Annotated in this window: 12 protein-coding genes; 5 read left to right on the top strand and 7 right to left on the bottom strand. The window is 55.3% G+C overall.

Annotated features, from left to right (window positions below; translation table 11 throughout):
- Positions 1–37: 37 nt before the first annotated feature.
- On the bottom strand, positions 38–949 hold the full coding sequence (gene gluQRS / locus RQ738_RS00435; RefSeq protein ID WP_314161396.1) for a tRNA glutamyl-Q(34) synthetase GluQRS: 912 nt from the start codon (positions 947–949) through the stop codon (positions 38–40).
- A gap of 90 nt (positions 950–1,039) precedes the next feature.
- Positions 1,040–1,450, bottom strand: coding sequence for an RNA polymerase-binding protein DksA (dksA, locus tag RQ738_RS00430; protein WP_314161452.1), 411 nt, complete (start codon positions 1,448–1,450; stop codon positions 1,040–1,042).
- A 401-nt stretch (positions 1,451–1,851) separates the two neighbouring features.
- Here dksA and RQ738_RS00425 point away from each other — a divergent pair, with 401 nt between their 5' ends.
- Together RQ738_RS00425 and RQ738_RS00420 are read left to right on the top strand one after the other, a co-directional pair.
- A complete protein-coding gene (locus RQ738_RS00425) occupies positions 1,852–2,613 on the top strand; it encodes an HAD family hydrolase (protein ID WP_314161395.1) in 762 nt (253 codons plus the stop codon).
- Between the two features lie 10 nt (positions 2,614–2,623).
- Complete coding sequence (locus RQ738_RS00420) at positions 2,624–3,814, top strand: pyridoxal phosphate-dependent aminotransferase (protein WP_314161394.1); 1,191 nt, start codon at positions 2,624–2,626, stop codon at positions 3,812–3,814.
- Positions 3,815–4,153: 339 nt separating this feature from the next.
- Here RQ738_RS00420 and cysZ read toward each other — a convergent pair whose 3' ends face one another.
- The 3 genes from cysZ to queF all read right to left on the bottom strand — a co-directional run bounded on the left by cysZ (position 4,154) and on the right by queF (position 6,703).
- Entirely contained in the window at positions 4,154–4,888 is a 735-nt protein-coding gene (gene cysZ, locus RQ738_RS00415; protein ID WP_314161392.1) for a sulfate transporter CysZ, read from the bottom strand.
- Positions 4,889–4,931: 43 nt separating this feature from the next.
- Complete coding sequence (locus tag RQ738_RS00410) at positions 4,932–6,230, bottom strand: FGGY-family carbohydrate kinase (protein ID WP_314161391.1); 1,299 nt, start codon at positions 6,228–6,230, stop codon at positions 4,932–4,934.
- Positions 6,231–6,313: 83 nt separating this feature from the next.
- Entirely contained in the window at positions 6,314–6,703 is a 390-nt protein-coding gene (gene queF / locus RQ738_RS00405) for a preQ(1) synthase (protein WP_314161390.1), read from the bottom strand.
- Positions 6,704–6,800: 97 nt separating this feature from the next.
- On the opposite strand from queF, the gene smc reads away from it, so the two are divergent.
- Both smc and zipA read left to right on the top strand, forming a co-directional pair.
- Positions 6,801–10,310 (top strand): chromosome segregation protein SMC, encoded by a 3,510-nt coding sequence (gene smc, locus RQ738_RS00400; protein WP_314161389.1) that lies wholly within the window; start codon positions 6,801–6,803, stop codon positions 10,308–10,310.
- Between the two features lie 23 nt (positions 10,311–10,333).
- Entirely contained in the window at positions 10,334–11,215 is an 882-nt protein-coding gene (gene zipA, locus RQ738_RS00395; RefSeq protein WP_314161388.1) for a cell division protein ZipA, read from the top strand.
- A gap of 158 nt (positions 11,216–11,373) precedes the next feature.
- On the opposite strand, the gene nhaD is transcribed toward zipA, so the two are convergent.
- Positions 11,374–12,774 (bottom strand): sodium:proton antiporter NhaD, encoded by a 1,401-nt coding sequence (gene nhaD, locus RQ738_RS00390; RefSeq protein ID WP_314161387.1) that lies wholly within the window; start codon positions 12,772–12,774, stop codon positions 11,374–11,376.
- A 52-nt stretch (positions 12,775–12,826) separates the two neighbouring features.
- Complete coding sequence (locus RQ738_RS00385) at positions 12,827–14,704, bottom strand: SLC13 family permease (RefSeq protein ID WP_314161451.1); 1,878 nt, start codon at positions 14,702–14,704, stop codon at positions 12,827–12,829.
- A gap of 686 nt (positions 14,705–15,390) precedes the next feature.
- Here RQ738_RS00385 and ligA point away from each other — a divergent pair.
- Positions 15,391–17,436, top strand: a complete 2,046-nt coding sequence (ligA, locus tag RQ738_RS00380) for an NAD-dependent DNA ligase LigA (RefSeq protein ID WP_314161386.1) — start codon at positions 15,391–15,393, stop codon at positions 17,434–17,436.
- The last annotated feature ends 191 nt before the right edge of the window (positions 17,437–17,627 follow it).

Below are 17,627 nucleotides of genomic sequence, written 5' to 3'. Positions count from 1 at the left end.
TGCCTGTTTATTGATACAGACCAAGCATAGATGACTTCTACTCATCTGCTGTTGGTATTTGTTGTTTGGCCGGGATGTTTTCCACACGCCAGTTTTCGATGGCCCATTGCCAAAGTTCATCAAGCTGGCAATCCCTTAATTCATCTGGTGCCTGCTGGCCAAGAAAGTTCAATGCCTTTATCAGGACCGGGCGCGGGTCGGCTACCTCGATGGCACTGGCGTGGGTTTGTTTGCTGAGTTTATCACCGGCATTGTTTACTGCCACTGGCAGGTGCAGGTAGCGCGGTGTCGGGTAACCGAGTTTTTGTTGTAGCCAGATATGGCGCGAGGTTGAGCCGAGCAGATCACTGCCGCGGACGATTTCGCTGATACCTTGCTCCGCATCATCAACGACCACAGCGAATTGATAGGCAAACAGACCATCCCCACGCTTGATGACAAAATCCCCGATTTCACGGAACAGGTACTGGCTTATCTCCCCCTGTAACAGGTCATGAAACCGGATACAGGTATCATCGAGCCTGACGCGAATCGAGCGAGCGATCTTGCCTGCAGCGAGGCCTTCGCGACAGGTACCGGGATAAATTGGCCCTTCACTGCCCTGAACCGCGATGGCCGCGATTTCGCTACGACTGCAGCCACAGGGATAACAGGCATTCAGTGCCTGTAGTTGTGTCAGGACTTCGTTGTAGATCGACTCACGCGGGCTCTGATACATGACCTCACCATCCCAGTGCAAGCCACAGGCTTCAAGCGTGTGAAGGATGTCGGTATCTGCACCGGCGACACAACGTGGCCGGTCGACGTCTTCCATGCGTACCAGCCATTCGCCTTGCTGGTGATGAGCCTGGAGGTAACTGCCGACCGCGGCCACCAGGGAACCGAAGTGCAGGGGCCCTGTGGGCGAGGGGGCAAAGCGCCCCCGGTAGTGTGATGGTGCGGTGTTCATGGCAAAATGATAGTCATATTCAGGCATAAATAAAAATGGCGAGATAACAATCTCGCCATTTTCAGGAACAGGATTTGCTGCAGGGGCCGCCTAGCCCATCTGTTTTTCGCGAATCTCATCCAGGGTCTTGCAGTCGATACACAGGTTTGCCGTCGGCCGTGCCTCGAGACGGCGCACACCTATTTCAACACCGCATATTTCACAGTAGCCGTATTCGTCGTTGCTGAGCATATCGATAGATTCATCGATCTTTCTGATGAGTTTGCGCTCACGGTCACGGGCGCGGAGTTCGAGGGCAAAATCGGTCTCCTGCGATGCGCGGTCATTCGGATCAGGGAAGTTGGCTGCCTCGTCGCGCATATGATGGACAGTGCGATCAACTTCCTGCATCAGGTCGGCCCGCCACATATTGAGGATATTGCGGAAGTGCTCGACCTGATTCGGGTTCATGTATTCTTCGCCTTTTTTCAGTTTGTAAGGCTCGCCGTAAAGCGGCTGAATATCGACGGTTGATGCAGTCTTTTTCGTCGCGGCAGCGGCCTTTTTAGCAGGCGCTTTTTTCACGGCAGCTTTCTTGCTGACGGCCTTTTTTGCTGCAGTTTTTTTCGCGACGGCCTTTTTCGCCGGGGCTTTCCTGGTTACAGCCTTCTTGCTGGCTGCCTTCTTTGCCACTTTTTTCTTTGTAACCATGTACTTACATCCTGTGATGATGCCTGGGTTTGAAAAAACAAGCGGGAATATATACCAAAATCTGGCGGCGGGGGCAAACTATCTTCAATTTGCCGCCGATCAGTAAAAAAACCTGTTCCCGGCCAGGGGCATAGGCAGGCCGGAAAAACGTGACCAGAGTGGTATCATAGGTGCCGTTTTTTCGCCTACCCCCTGAAAAGTGAGGATAAATTGTGGCAACACTGCAAGCACTGATTTTTGATGTAGACGGCACGCTGGCCGATACCGAGCGAGACGGTCACCGTGTGGCCTTTAACCAGGCCTTTGCCGAGGCCGGCCTGGACTGGGTGTGGTCAGTTGAACTGTACGGTGAACTGCTGGCAGTGACGGGGGGCAAGGAACGCATCCGCTACTACCTGGAAAACTTCAATACTGATTTCGTTCTGCCGGAGAATGATGTTGCATTTATTGCGGACTTACATCAATCCAAGACCGCACACTACACGGCATTGCTGGAGTCTGGTGGCATCCCGTTGCGCCCGGGCGTGAAGCGCCTGCTGAACGAGGCCCGTGAGAAGTGTCTGCGCCTGGCTATCGCGACCACGACCACACCCATTAATGTTGAGGCTCTGCTGGTGAATACCCTCGGCAAGGAGTCCATGGAATGGTTCGAGGTGATTGCGGCCGGGGACATCGTGCCGGCGAAAAAACCCGCATCCGATATCTATGACTATGCCTTGCAGGAAATGCAGCTGGATGCCGATGTTTGCATGGCCTTCGAGGATTCCGAGAACGGCATTCTGTCATCGCGTGGTGCCAAGCTGCGTACCATCATTGCTATTAATGATTATACGAAAGACCATGACTTCAGCGGTGCGGCACTGGTGCTGGACCACCTGGGCGAACCGGGGCAGCGCTTTACGGTCCTCAGTGGTGACGCCTATGGGGCTGATTATGTCGACATCGCCCTTATTGAAAAACTGATGCAGGGCTGACGTTACTGACATGGATAACAAGCGGCACATCGCGGCACGCATGAACGACATCCAGCCATTTCATGTGATGGCCCTGTTGGGGCGTGCGCGGGAACTCGAGGCCGAGGGTCGCGATATCGTGCACATGGAGATTGGTGAACCGGATTTTATCACCGCGCAACCGATCATTGATGCAGGTATTCGTGCCCTGCAGAACGGCCAGACGCATTACACGCCGTCAACCGGTTTGCCCGCCCTGCGAGAGGCGGTAAGCCGTTTTTATCAGCAGCGTTATCATATAGACGTGCCTGCCAGCCGTATTGTCATCACGCCGGGTGCCTCGGGTGCCCTGCAGTTGATCTTTAATACGCTGATTAACCCGGGTGACAGCGTGCTCATGGCCGATCCTGGTTACCCGTGTAACCGTCACTTCGTGCGCCTGAACGAAGGTGAGGCGATCGGCATCCCGGTGAATGCCGGGAGTAACTATCAACTCACTGCGGGACTGGTAGAGCAGCACTGGTCAGAGAGCACGGTTGCTGTCATGCTGGCTTCGCCTTCGAACCCCACGGGGACCATTGTCACTGCAGATGACTTGCGGGACATACATGCTGTTACCCGGAAGCGGGGTGGACAACTGATTGTCGACGAGATCTATCACGGGCTTGTCTATGCTGAAGACATCAGTTCAGCGCTGGCACTCGAGGCCGATGATGTCTTTGTGATCAACAGTTTCTCGAAATACTTTGGCATGACGGGTTGGCGGGTCGGCTGGCTGGTTGCACCGACAGGTTATATCGATGCCATTGACCGCCTGGCGCAGAATATCTTTCTCGCCGCCTCAACCCCGGCACAACATGCCGCACTGGCGGCATTCGAACCCGAAAGCCTTGCCATTCATGAACAGCGACGCGCCGACTTTGCCGTAAGGCGAGATTATTTATTACCGGCCTTGCGTGATCTTGGTTTCGGAATACCGGTAACGCCGCAAGGGGCTTTTTACCTTTACGCGGATTGCAGCAAGTTCACCGATGACAGTTATCATTTTGCGGCACAGCTGCTGGAAGAGGCCGGTGTGGCGATTACGCCGGGCAAGGATTTCGGATTCTATAAACCCGAGCAGCATGTGCGCTTTGCCTACACGACCTCGCTGGAAAACCTGCAAAAGGGTGTCGAGCGGATTAAGGGCTTTTTAGATAAAAAATCACTGCTGTCCCGTTAACATAAGCCTGATAAGCCGTAAGCTTCGGATAAATAAGGTAACCAGGCTGATAGATGCGCATGAACACATGAAATTTCATCACCCTCTAATCGGCGTTATCCCTTCTCCCACAGGGAGAAGGCCAGGATGAGGGGGTAAATAAAACAAGGTGTTATCGAATCTAAATCCCCTCACCCTAACCCTCTCCCGAAGGGAGAGGGAATTAACGGGACAGCAGTGATAAAAAATAAAATCAGACAGGATTAACGGGATTTACAGGATTAAACAAAACCTGATCTATGGCGCAAATAAAATCCTGTTAATCCTGTAAATCCTGTCGAGTCGTTTTTGTGCTTTATATTATTCACTTTTTAACTTCTCGACCGCCATGGCGGTGGCGCCGGCGACGGCTGTTGGCATGACAAAGAAGTTTACAACCGGTATCGACATGGCCAGCATGACGCTGCCGCCAAAACCGAATGCCATGAGGCGGCGCTGCTTGAGACGTCGGCGGAGCTCGGCGAAAGAGACCTCGTGGTTACCCATTGGGTAGTCGGTGTATTCCACTGCCATCACCCAGGCGATCATGAGCATCCATAAAAACGGCGCGAGGATATTGACTACCGGGATAATAAACAGGATCAGGAACGGGATGGTGATGAGAATATAATAGGCCATCTTTTTCAGTTCGGCGAACATGATGGGGATAAGGCTTTTCAAAACGGCCTTCCAGTTGCTGTTGCTTTGCGGGAGGCTGCCGGTTAAATGCTTCTCCACTGCCGCCGCCAGCAGGCTGTTAAATGGCGCACCTATCAGGTTGGCGAACAAGGTAAAGGTGAAGAAGACAATGATCAGGCTGGTAACAAAAAAGATCGGGATCAGTATCCAGCGCAACCAGCTGAACCAGCTACTCTCTGACGGGGCAAGATAGTTAACCAGCTCCATGAACTGGCTATAGCCAAAGATAATAAGAGCGGCAAACAACAGAATGTTAATGGTTGCGGGAATAACTACATACAGGCGGATACCCGGTTTGCCGAGCAGCCCGATGCCGCGAATAAAATATCCAATTCCCTGTATTGCGTTTGCGATCATGTTGCTAACCTTGCCTGCTTTTGTCTGAATTTATCTGCATAGTCTATCGAATTTTTTCGAGTCCTGCGCGGGCCAGCCTGGCACTGCCGCAGGCGGCCTCTGCAAAGTCAGCCTTGAGCATGGTTACTGACAGATGCCGGGCGCGTATTTTTTCCCAGACCGCATTGCCGGCGCCGCCGCCGACCGTGCGCACCGAAACCGGCCACGGCGCGCCCAGTTCGTGCAGGCGGCGATAGCCGCGAGCCTCGATGGCCGCGATGCCATCGAACAGGCCATGCAGGAAGGCGGCATCATCATCGGGACGCGGCTCAAGGCAGCCCGCCATATCCGGGTCATTAACCGGAAAGCGCTCGCCCCTGGTCAGCAGCGGGTAATAGTCGAGCGGGCAGTCTGCCGCCGGGTCGATATGGCGGCTGAGCTCGGTTATCTCCGCGTCACTAAAAAAATGCCGCAGCACGGTGCCGCCGCTGTTGGAGGCTCCGCCGATCAGCCACTGTTCGCCGAGGCGGTGACTGTAGACCCCGTATTGTGGGGCAAACACCGGCCTGTCACTGAGGACCTTGACGACCAGGGTCGAACCGAGGGTAGTAACGGCCTCGCCAATCGCATGCGCGCCGGCGGCCAGGAAAGAGGCGGTACTGTCGGTGGTACCCGCGATGAGCTGGCAATCACTGCGGAGACCGAATTCCCTGGCGATGGCCGGGTCGACAGGGCCAAGTGGACTTCCCGCCGGCACGACTGTGGGCAAACAGGCGCTAATGGGATCTCCCGTCGAGAGGGTAAGCTGCTCGAGCCATGTCGGCCATTGCCGCTGTAGCGGGTCATAGCCGAGTTTGAGGGCGTTATTTTCATCACTGCGGTCATAGCGTCCGCCAAGGCGACCGAGCAGCCAGTCGGCCTGGTGTAAGGCCACAAACGGGGTATCCGGTGGCGCATGCTCCAGTAACCAGAGCAGCTTGGCGAGGCTGCTCGAGGGACTGTGCACGGCGGCCTCCAAGGGGGCGATTTTGGCTAGCGAAGCTGCCTGTTCGCGGGCACGGCTATCGTTATACATGAGCGCAGGACCCAGTGGCTGGCCTTGCCTCGTACTCAGCAGCAGGGTTGATGACGTGCCATCGATGGCAATGGCCGCCACCTCACTGGCCGGAACGTTTATGAAGACCTCTCGCAGGGCTTTCTCGCAGGCCTGCCACCATACTAGCGGGTTCTGTTCGATGCCTGTCGGGCTGGTCAGTGGCGCTGGCAGGCTGGCACGCGCCAGTGCCTGGCAATGGCCTTGCTCATCGAGCAAGGCCACGCGGCAGGCAGATGTGCCGAGGTCAATGCCGAGGGTGAGGGACAAAATGAGATAAAAGGGTTTTGCCTGCTGAGCTGAGATCTTTCATTAATAAAACCCTGCAAGCGATTGATTTAATTACTCAGGTATCAGGGAAGCTGGACGAGTTCCGGGGCCTGCCAGCCTTCGGCCCGGTGTTCGGCCACGACCGTGGTGTAGATCCCGCCGCGGACGTTAAATTCTGCCGTCAGGCGCATGAAGCGGGGTGCACAGGCCTTGACCAGGTCATCGAGGATGCGATTGGTCACAGCCTCATGAAAGGCGCCTTCTTCGCGGAAGCTCCAGACATAGAGCTTCAATGCTTTCAGCTCGATACAGCGATCTTGTGGGACATACTCGATATTCAGGGTGGCAAAATCCGGCTGGCCGGTCCTGGGACACAGGCAGGTGAATTCTGGCACATCGATGCGGATGGTGTAGTCCCGGCCGATTTGCGGATTATCGAAAGTTTCAAGTTCTTTAGTAGGTTGTGTGCTCATGGGGCGAAAGATACCCGAAGCGGGATGCGGCTGACAAGTGATGTGTTATTATGCCTCCAATTTAGTAGTTCTAACCGAAGATAAAGAATACGATTGCATGCGCCTCGACAAGATTAAACTGGCCGGTTTCAAGTCCTTCGTGGACCCGACCACCGTCTCTTTTTCCAGTAATTTGACCGGTATTGTGGGCCCGAACGGCTGCGGCAAGTCGAATGTCATCGACGCCGTGCGCTGGGTGATGGGGGAGTCCTCCGCCAAGCACCTGCGCGGTGAGTCCATGGCCGACGTCATTTTTAACGGTTCCTCGACCCGCAAACCGATTGGCCAGGCCAGTATCGAGCTGCTTTTTGATAACAGCGACGGCAGCTGCCCGGGGCAATACGCCAATTTCAACGAGATTTCCGTCAAGCGCTCGGTGAGCCGGGACGGCACCTCGAACTATTACCTCAACGGCACGCGTTGCCGTCGCCGCGACATCATGGATCTGTTCCTGGGTACCGGCATGGGGCCACGCAGTTACTCGATCATCGAGCAGGGCATGATCTCGCGTTTCATCGAGGCCAGACCGGATGACATGCGCGTGTTTATTGAAGAGGCCGCCGGTATCTCCAAGTACAAGGAGCGCCGCCGCGAGACCGAGAACCGCATCAAGCATACTCGCGAGAACCTCGAACGTATTAATGACTTGCGCGAGGAACTCGAAAAACAGATAAGCCATTTGCAGCGCCAGGCCAACACGGCCGAGAAGTACAAGCTTCTGAAGGAAGAGGAGCGGGTTGCCCGGGCACAGTTGTTGGCACTGCGTCGCCGCGGTATCGACGAACAGGCCGACAAACAAAAGCGCGCCATCGCCGAAAAGGAAACCGCCTACGAAGCCGCGGTAGCGGAACTGCGTGGCGTGGAAAGCAAGCTTGAGCACCTGCGCGAGCAGCATACCGAGGCGCATGACAACTTCAACCATGTGCAGGGCCACTACTACAAGCTGGGTGCCGATGTTGCGCGCATCGAACAGGCCATCCAGCACAGCAAGGAAAAGCGCCAGCAGTTGCAGCAAGACAGCCGCGAAGTCGAAAATGCGCTCAACGAGGCCCGCCGCACACTGGAAACCGATAACCGCAAGATCAGTGAACTCGATACGGCTTATGCGGAGATCGAGCCCGCCATGCAGGCCGCCCGCGAGGCGGAACAAACTTCCCGTGAGGCGCTGGCGCGGGCCGAAGAGGCCATGCATGACTGGCAACTGAGCTGGGAAGAGTTTAATAGCCATGCCGCCGAGCCGGGCAAGACCGTGCAGGTTGAGCAGACACGCATCCAGCATCTCGAGGGACATCAGCAACAGATCAATGACCGCGTTGGCCGTTACCGGCAGGAATTGCAAGGGCTGGAAACGCAGGCGCTTGAAGACGAGATCAATTCCATACGTACGCAGTTGGGCGAGGTGGATAGCGAAGTCAACGGCCTGGCCGGGCAGTTGCAAAGCACACAGCAGCAGATCAGCCAGAGTCGCGAGCATAATGAGAATATTGTCGAGACGCTGAATGCCTCGCGTAGTGACCTGCAAAGCCAGCAGGGGCGACTGTCTTCACTCGAGGCCCTGCAGGAAGATGCACTTGGCAAGGGCGAGAGCGTGGTTTCCGACTGGCTTGATCAGAACGGCCTGAAAGATGCGCAGCGTCTTGCCGAGACAATCGATGTTGAACAACGCTGGCAGACAGCGGTTGAAACCGTGCTGGGTTTCCACTTGCAGGCCGTGAGCGTCGATGACGCCGGTAATCTTGGCCAGGCACTGGCCGGTCTGGATAAAGGCGCGATAGGTATTATTGAACGTGGTGCGGTCAAGCATGCCGCGGTACGCGATTTCGCGACGCCACTGGTTCGGCATGTCCGCTCGGAATGGTCTCTTGACTCACTGCTGGCGGGCATCTATACCGCAGACTCGATTGAGCAGGCCTTGTCCCTGCGCGGTCAATTGCAGGCACATGAATCCATCGTTACCGCGGAAGGCGTCTGGTTAGGCCCTAACTGGATGCGGATGACGCGTAATACCGACGAACAGGCCGGTGTACTGCAACGTGAAGCCGAGATCCGCGAAACCGAAAAGCGTATTGCCGAATTAACGGCACATGTTGATGACCTGCAACAGCAGCTCGATGCCGGCCGCGATGCCCTGCATGGGCATGAAAGGGCGCGTGACGAAATTCAGGCCTCGCTGGACACCGCCAATCGCCAGCACGCTGAATACAAGTCCAAGCTCGGTAGCCGCGAAACAACACTCGAACAGATGCGTTCACGTAGCCAGCAGATAGAAAGCCAGCTCGGTGAACTGCGTGCGGAACTCGAACAGGACAGCAGTGCCTTGCAAGAGGCGCGCGCCCGTTTGCAGGAAGCCGAAGCGACAGCGACCAAACTCGATGTCGAACGTGCCGAGCTACAATTGCGACGCGACAACCTGCGTGAAACGCTGGATCAGGCCCGCGAACAGGCGCGAGCCGACCGTGATACCGCGCATCAACATGCCCTGCGTGCCGAGTCGAACCGTACCGAGCTGAGTTCCACCAGGCAGGCCATGCAGCGTATCGAAAGCCAGATCAGCACGCTTGAGCAACGCCATGCCGAACTGCAGCAGTTTGTGACCGATAGCGAAGCGCCTCTAAAGAACATGGAAGAGGAACTGGCTCAGGCCTTAAGCAGTCGCCAGGAAGCAGAGGAACAGCTTAACGCGGCCCGTAAACAGGTGCAGGACATTGAGCACGCTATGCGCGAGGCCGGGGATGATAACGGCAAGGCTGATCAACAGGTTCAGGACGTGCGCGGCGAGCTGGAACAGCTACGTATGGACTTTCAGGGCATCAGTGTGCGTTTGCAGACCTTGCAGGAACAGATCGATGAAACCGGTTTTGAACTGGCCGCCTTATACGCGGGTCTGCCCGAGGATGCGACCGAGCAGCAGTGGCAAGAGGATGTCAGCAAACTCGAGAGCCGCATCCAGCGCCTTGGTGCTATCAACCTGGCGGCGATCGATGAGTTCAAGGAACGCTCTGAACGCAAGGAGTACCTCGACAGGCAGATGACAGACCTCGAGGATGCACTGAATACACTCGAGAACGCGATCAGCAAGATCGACCGCGAGACCCGTACACGCTTCAAGGAAACCTTTGATACCGTGAATAACGGCTTCAAGGCCATGTTCCCGCGCCTGTTTGGCGGTGGTCATGCCTACATGGAACTGACAGACGATGACCTGCTCAGCACCGGCATTACGGTGATGGCACGTCCACCAGGCAAGCGTAACGGCACCATCCACCTGCTCTCCGGTGGTGAGAAGGCACTGACCGCGGTGGCGCTGGTGTTTGCTATTTTCGAGTTGAACCCGGCACCTTTCTGTATGCTCGACGAGGTCGACGCGCCACTCGATGATGCCAATGTCGCTCGTTTCTGTGAACTGGTGCAGTCCATGTCGGATCGTATCCAGTTTATCTTTATTACTCATAACAAGGTCACCATGGAACTGGCTGGCCAATTGATGGGGGTAACGATGAGCGAACCCGGTGTATCGCGACTCGTTGCCGTGGACGTGGACGAAGCAGCATCGCTGGCGGCGATGTAAAACAAGGCATAAACGGAGCGCTCATGGACTCGTTGCGCATTTCACTTATCCTGCTTGGTGCGGTTTTGATCCTCGCCTTCTATCTTTGGGAGCGTATCAGGCGCCGTCGCGAGGATGATCGTTACCAACGCTGGGGCGGTGTCCGTGAAGAAGGCACCGAAACCCATGTGGTCTCGGCCCGGCAGAAAAGCAATCTGCACGACGACCTCGGCGATATCGAGTCGTTTTCCACCACGGACTCGCCGTTATCGCGACCCGAAAATGACGCTTACCACAGGCAGGAACCGGATCTTGAATCGGATCCGGAACTCGATAACGATCCCATTTACGATATTCGTGGCGAACTTGAAGCACTCGAGGAAATCATCACGGCCACTGACGCAGATGCCGGACAAATGGACATCGGCGACTTCGATGTCAATACGGATTCACGTGGTGAACAAAAACACCCTCAGCCCGAAGAGCCCGCCGAACCAGAACGGATTATTGCCCTGCATGTGTTGTCCCAGGAAGGGCAACGCTTTAATGGTGCGGATCTCCTGCATGCCTTTATGCAGGTCGGCCTGCAATATGGTGAGATGAATATCTTCCATCGTCTGCAGGAGGGCAGTGACATGCCCGTGTTTAGCCTGGCTAACGCCATCGAGCCAGGCTACTTTGAGCTGGCGACGATGGCAGAAACATCCACGCCGGCGCTGTTGCTTCTCATGACCTTGCCGCATCGTCTGGATGCACTGGCGGTATTTGATGACATGCTGGATACGGCGCGCAAGCTCGCCGATGAACTGCATGGCCGACTTTGTGATGATCATCGCAGCGTGCTGACACGCCAGGCGATTGATGATCTGCGCGCCAGCCTGAATACCTACGTTCTGAACAAGTCGCTTGCCGAACAGAGTCGCTAACGGATTTTTACGAACACGCCCCCCGGCTGTGATGGCTTTATATTATCCAGACGGAAGCAGGGCACGCTAGCTGGTAGCGCATATGGCGAGTGGCTTATGTCGGAAATAAAAAAACGGGGCCGTCGGCCCCGTTTTTTATGATTGAAGCCAGGCCCTCTTCAGGTAAACAGGTGGCTGTTAATCCAGAAGTGTGTGGCGATGCTGGCCGCATAGCCGAGGGCGATGACGGGCGTCCACTTCAGGTGGCTGAAGAAGGTGTACTTGCCGCGGGCCTGACCCATGAGGGCAACACCGGCAGCGGAGCCAATCGATAACAGTGAGCCGCCCACACCGGCGGTCAGGGTAACCAGTAACCACTGGCCTGTATCCATTGCCGGGTTCATGGTCAGTACGGCGAACATGACCGGAATGTTATCAACGATCGCAGAGAGAATGCCGACAGCGATGTTCGCACTGGTGGCACCCCACTGGTTATACATAATATCCGAGGCCATACCGAGATAACCGAGGAAACCGAGACCCCCGACACAGGCGACAACGCCGTAGAAAAACAGCAGGGTGTCCCACTCTGCACGGGCGATGGGGTTAAAGACATCGAAGGCGACCGGGCTGCCGATCTGCTCATCTTGTTCAGCAGCTTCAGTATCATCTGCAACGCTAATTTCCCGATGGGCGGTCTTTTTCAGAAAGAAACCAAAGACCTGCAGGTAGCCCAGGCCAGTCAGCATGCCGATGACCGGCGGCAGCTGCAGGAAGTTATGGAATGACACGGCGGTGGCAATCGTTGCCAGGAACAGCAGAATAATCTGTTTCGCGCCACGCTGCATAACGACCTTTTCATCAGAGACAGTGGGGTGCTCATTGGGGATAGCGAAATGCATGATAGCCGAGGGCACGAGGAAGTTGACGGCGGCGGGAATAAACAGCGCAAAGAATCCCCAGAAATCGATAATGCCTTTCTGCCAGACCATCAGCGTGGTGATATCGCCAAACGGGGAGAAGGCTCCACCGGCATTTGCCGCCACCACAATGTTGATACAGGCGAGGGTAACGAATTTCAGGTTGTCACCACCAACGGCTAATACGACAGCACACATGAGCAGGGCTGTCGTCAGGTTGTCGGCAACAGGTGAAATGAAGAATGCCAGTATGCCCGTGATCCAGAACAGCGCGCGGAAACCAAAACCTGAACTGATCAGCCAGGAGCGCAGAGCCTCGAAGACGCGGCGTTCTTCCATGGTGTTGATGTAGGTCATCGCCACAAGCAGGAATAACATGAGTTCGGCGTATTCGAGCAGATTGTGGCGGATGGCCTCTTCAGGCAGGTTTGCCGGCAGGCCGTTTGCCTGATAGGTCCAGGCGATAGCCGCCCAGATGATGCCGGCAGCAATGATAACCGGCTTGGACTTGCGCAGATGCGTAAACTCCTCGGCCATGACGAGGACGTAGGCAAGGACAAAAATGCCAATGGCAAACAGGCCAACACTGCTGCCGGTCAAATCAATCGGTGTACTGCCATCGGCATTTGCCGCGAAGGCCATGCCGGGAAGCAATGTCATGCAAACGCTCAGTAGCAGGTTTGTTATGTTTATTTTTTTCACATCGGGTACCTTAGAATACGAGGTTCATCATTAACAGCATGACGACGAGGAACAATATGGTCATGACGCTACCGGCGCGGAGGAAATCGGGTACGCGGTAACCGGCTGGCCCCATGATCAGGGCATTTACCTGGTGAGTCGGGATCAGGAATGAGTTCGACGTTGCTATCGCTACGGTCAGCGCAAAGACTGCCGGGTTGGCGCCTACCCCAAGGGCAATGTTTACGGCCAGTGGCACCAGCAGTACGGTGGCGCCGACGTTCGACATGACCAGGGTAAAGAAAGTGGCGAGGATGGCAACGGCAGCCTGGATTACCCATATCGGCGCATCACCTACGACATAGAGAACCTGTTCGGCAATCCATTTGGCGGTGCCGGTCGTTTCTACGGCCAACCCCAGTGGAATCAGCGAGGCAAGCAGGAACACGGTCTTCCAGCTAACCGCCTCGTAGGCTTCTTCAACTGTCAGCACGCGAGATAATATCATCCCGACAGCACCGGTCAGTAGCGCCACAGAGAGGAGGATATCGGTAAACAATATCATGCTCAGGGCGATGGCAAAGAAAACGATTGCCCACCCCAGCTTGTTAGGTCGCATTTTTTCTTCACGCGGGTATTCGGTTGTCACGACCACGAAGTTACGATCTGAGGAGATGCGTTCGAGTGCCGGCCACGGGGTGTGAACCACCAGCGTGTCACCGGCCTGGAAGGGGGTGTTTCGGATGTCATCGCCTTCACGGAGCGTTTCACCATTGCGGTGCAGCCCGACCATGGCCATGCCATAGGTCTTGCGCATCCATATATCGCGGGCACTCTTGCCGATTAGCCCCGAGCCTGGCGGGATGACCACTTCAGCAATACCGGACTTGTTCGGAGACAGGGATTCAGAAAAGGTGCGCAGCTTGTCGCGTTTCTTCAGGCTGTATTTTTCGATAAAGGCACTTAGTGAGTCCGGTTCGGCAACAACACCGAGCACCATGCCTGCCGTCATCTCGGTGTCACGTGCCAGGGTGCCCGGGCCCATGCGGGTTTCTTCGCCGGCGCGTTTGCTGGCGATGATGCGAATGCGGTTGGCCGTCTCGATTTCGTCAAGGCGTTTTCCGACCAGGTTACTGCCTTCCGGCACCACAATCTCTGACATTGAATAGTCAATGTTGTAGACATCACGGAAATACTGCATGGGATCGGTACCACGGGTGGTGCTTTCAGTGGCGGTGGGCAGGACAAAACGACCAGCGACAACGAAATAGATAATGCCTGAGGCGATCAGTGTCAGACCAATCGGGGTTACAGAGAACAGGCTCCAGGCTTCCATCTGCTGGTCAGCAGGCAGGGCCTGGTTGGAAGTCATCATCAGGTCATTCAGCAGGATCAGCGGGCTGGAGCCGACCATGGTCATTGTGCCACCAAGGATGGCACAAAAGCCCATCGGCATCAGCAGGCGTGACATGGGCAAGCCGGAACGTGCCGAGATGCGCGACACCACAGGCAGGAACAGGGCGGCAGCACCAACGTTTTGCATGAACGAGGAGATCACCGCTACCGTAGAGGAGATAATCGGGATGATACGGCCTTCTGTGGTACCGCCTACTTTCAGAATAAAGCTGGCGACCTTGGACATGATGCCGGTTCTGTCGAGACCGGCGCCGATGATCATAACGGCAATAATCGAGATGACAGCGTTCGAGGCAAAACCGTCAAACAGGTTTGCGGTGTCTACCAGACCCTGTTCCAGTCCCATGATGGGGGCGAACAAGGTGGTGAGACCGAGTAGCACCATGATTGAGACGGCGGCCACATCCACAGGAACGACTTCAAATACAAACAGGTAGATAGTAAGAATAAGAATAGCGCTGACCCAGGCAATCTCAATCGAGGGTACGATCATCGCTACGTAAACGGCGAACAGGGTAAAAACCACGGCGCCGATAATTTCTTTTAGAGGGGGGCGACCTGTTTTGGGGGCAGTTTTCTGTTCTTCGTCAGCAAGCGCATTCATGCTTAAAACCTCATGTTTTTTCTGTGTTAAAACACAAAAGACTATCTTGTCTCACGCCGGAGCGTAGCGATGAGTCAATTTAACAGCTTGGTTATATATATTCCCGATTGGAAATTCAATTTACAGCGGCCAGGCAGGCCGGTATTCACGAAAAATTAACAAATATGTATGAAGACGCAGGATGGTACGTGCTGATTGCTAAGTATTCAAATGAATAAATAACTACTAATATTCCCGCAAGGAATATAAAAGAGTGCCAGGCACTGGCACGACACGGGTTAATTAGGCTTCCGGTTAAGCGTCTTTGCAAATCAGCACGGCGAATATAATGGTGCCCCTGCCCCTGGGGCGTGTTTGAGGCGCTGAAGATTATTAAAAGGCAGGCCATGAACGAGTTGCATACTTATAATCGCTTATTATTATGTAGTGGTTATTAGTGAATGGGCGTGATTATACGCAAGCTCTATATACAAGCCCAGTCGCCAGGCAACAGTATGCGCTTGAAGATATAAACCTGGCCGCACATATAGTAAAGTTATTGGCATACTTGCCTGAAGAATGAAAAAATCCAGTAAATGAGTTATTCGAGTAAAACCATTCCTGCCAGTGATAAGAGGCGCGCTGCCGAACTCCATGAGCAGCTCAATTATCATAATTATCGTTATTACGTGCTGGATAACCCCGAGATCCCGGATGCGGAATACGACCGCATGTTGCGTGAGCTACAGGAACTGGAGGCGCGTTATCCGACATTACGCAGTGCAGACTCACCGACGCAGCGTGTCGGGGGCGAGGCCCAGGCGGCATTTACCGAGGTGCGGCATGAAGTGCCCATGCTGTCACTTGGCAACGTATTCTCGACGGAGGAACTGGAAGACTTTGATCGGCGCTGCCGCCAGACGCTGGACGTGGACGAAATTGAATACCTCGCCGAGCCAAAAATCGATGGCCTGGCGATTAGCCTTCTATATGAGGACGGGGTACTGGTGCGCGGTGCGACCCGTGGTGATGGGGCTACCGGTGAAGATGTTACGCACAACGTAAAGACCATCGGCGCGATCCCGCTGCGCTTGAGCGGCCAGGGTATTCCCCGGCGGCTGGAAGTGCGGGGCGAGATCTATATGCCCAAAAAAGGCTTCGAGGAATTGAATCAGCGTCAACGCATGAATAATGCGAAGCCCTTTGCCAATCCCCGCAATGCCGCTGCCGGTTCGTTAAGGCAGCTGGATTCTTCGATTACGGCGAGTCGTCCCCTCACGATGTATTGTTATGGTGTTGGCGTGATAGAAGGTGTCCGTTTGCCCGAGACCCACCATGCAACACTGGAACAATTACGCGACTGGGGTTTGCGCGTCTCGGATGAGCCTGCAATCGTGAAAGGCGTGGAAGGCTGCGAGGCTTATTACCAACGGCTGCTCGAACGGCGCGATGCGCTTGATTACGAGATAGACGGGATTGTGTACAAGGTCAACCGGTATGAGCAGCAACAGGTACTCGGTTTTGTCTCGCGGGCACCACGCTGGGCGATTGCCTATAAATTTCCGGCGCAGGAAGAGATGACTAAATTGATTGCGGTGGAATGGCAGGTGGGGCGCACGGGTGCCCTGACGCCGGTGGCACGGCTTGAACCGGTGCTTGTCGGAGGAGTTATGGTCAGTAACGCCACGCTGCACAATGTCGACGAGATCCGACGCAAGGATGTGAGGCTCGGCGACACGGTTGTGGTGCGGCGGGCCGGCGATGTCATTCCGGAAGTCGTCAGTAGCGTCAAGAGTGAACGCAAAAAAGGTGCTCGCCAGTTAAAGGTTCCGGCAAAATGCCCGGAGTGCGGTTCCGAGGTCGTGCGTGTCGAGGGTGAGGCAGTCGCTCGCTGTAGTGGCGGCCTGTTCTGCCCGGCACAGCGCAAGGAAAGCATCAAGCATTTTGCCTCGCGGCGCGCCATGGATATTGATGGACTGGGTGACAAACTGGTCGAACAGCTTGTCGATGCCGGCATGATTCATGATGTTGCCGATCTCTACAGCCTCACGGTTGAACAACTGGCCGGCATGGAACGCATGGGAGCGAAGTCGGCTGACAATCTTATCGCGGCCCTGGAGAAGAGCAAGCAGACAACCCTGCCGAGGTTCATATTTGCACTGGGTATTCGCGAGGTTGGCGAGGCGACAGCGCGCAACCTGGCCATGCACTTTGGCAATCTGCACGCAATTATAGAGGCCACAGAGGAGCAACTGGAATCGGTACCTGATGTCGGGCCGGTGGTGGCCAAAAATATTGCCGCCTTTGATCACCAGCCACATAACCGCGAGGTGATTAAAAAGTTAATCGAGGCGGGTGTATTCTGGGAGGAAATTGAACCTGAAGCAGCTGGAGAACAACCGCTGGCTGGCAAGAGCATTGTGCTGACCGGGACATTGTCTCTGCCGCGTAATGAAATCAAGGATAAGCTGCAGAAGCTTGGCGCCAAGGTTAGTGGCAGCGTGTCAAAGAAAACCGCCTGCGTCATAGCCGGTGCTGATGCGGGCTCAAAGCTGGCCAAAGCAGAGGCGCTCGGTGTCCCGGTAGTCGATGAAGAGGCCCTGAAGAAACTTCTTGACGGGGACTTGTCCGCCTTCGACTGAAGACGTCTTTTCTGGCTGTCAGGTCGGGTGGATGCCATGATCCCCCCTGTCTTGTGTGGCTGAATGGCCGCTGGCTTTGCAGCTATGCCTTTCCCCTTAAATTAATCACCAAAAGTCACTGCTGTCCCGTTAATTCCCTCTCCCTTCGGGAGAGGGTTAGGGTGAGGGGATTTAGATTCGATAACACATTG

This window comes from Sulfuriflexus sp. (genome assembly GCF_032250955.1).
In the GTDB taxonomy this organism is placed as follows: domain Bacteria; phylum Pseudomonadota; class Gammaproteobacteria; order AKS1; family AKS1; genus Sulfuriflexus.
This window is presented reverse-complemented; position numbering and strand designations above follow the sequence as displayed.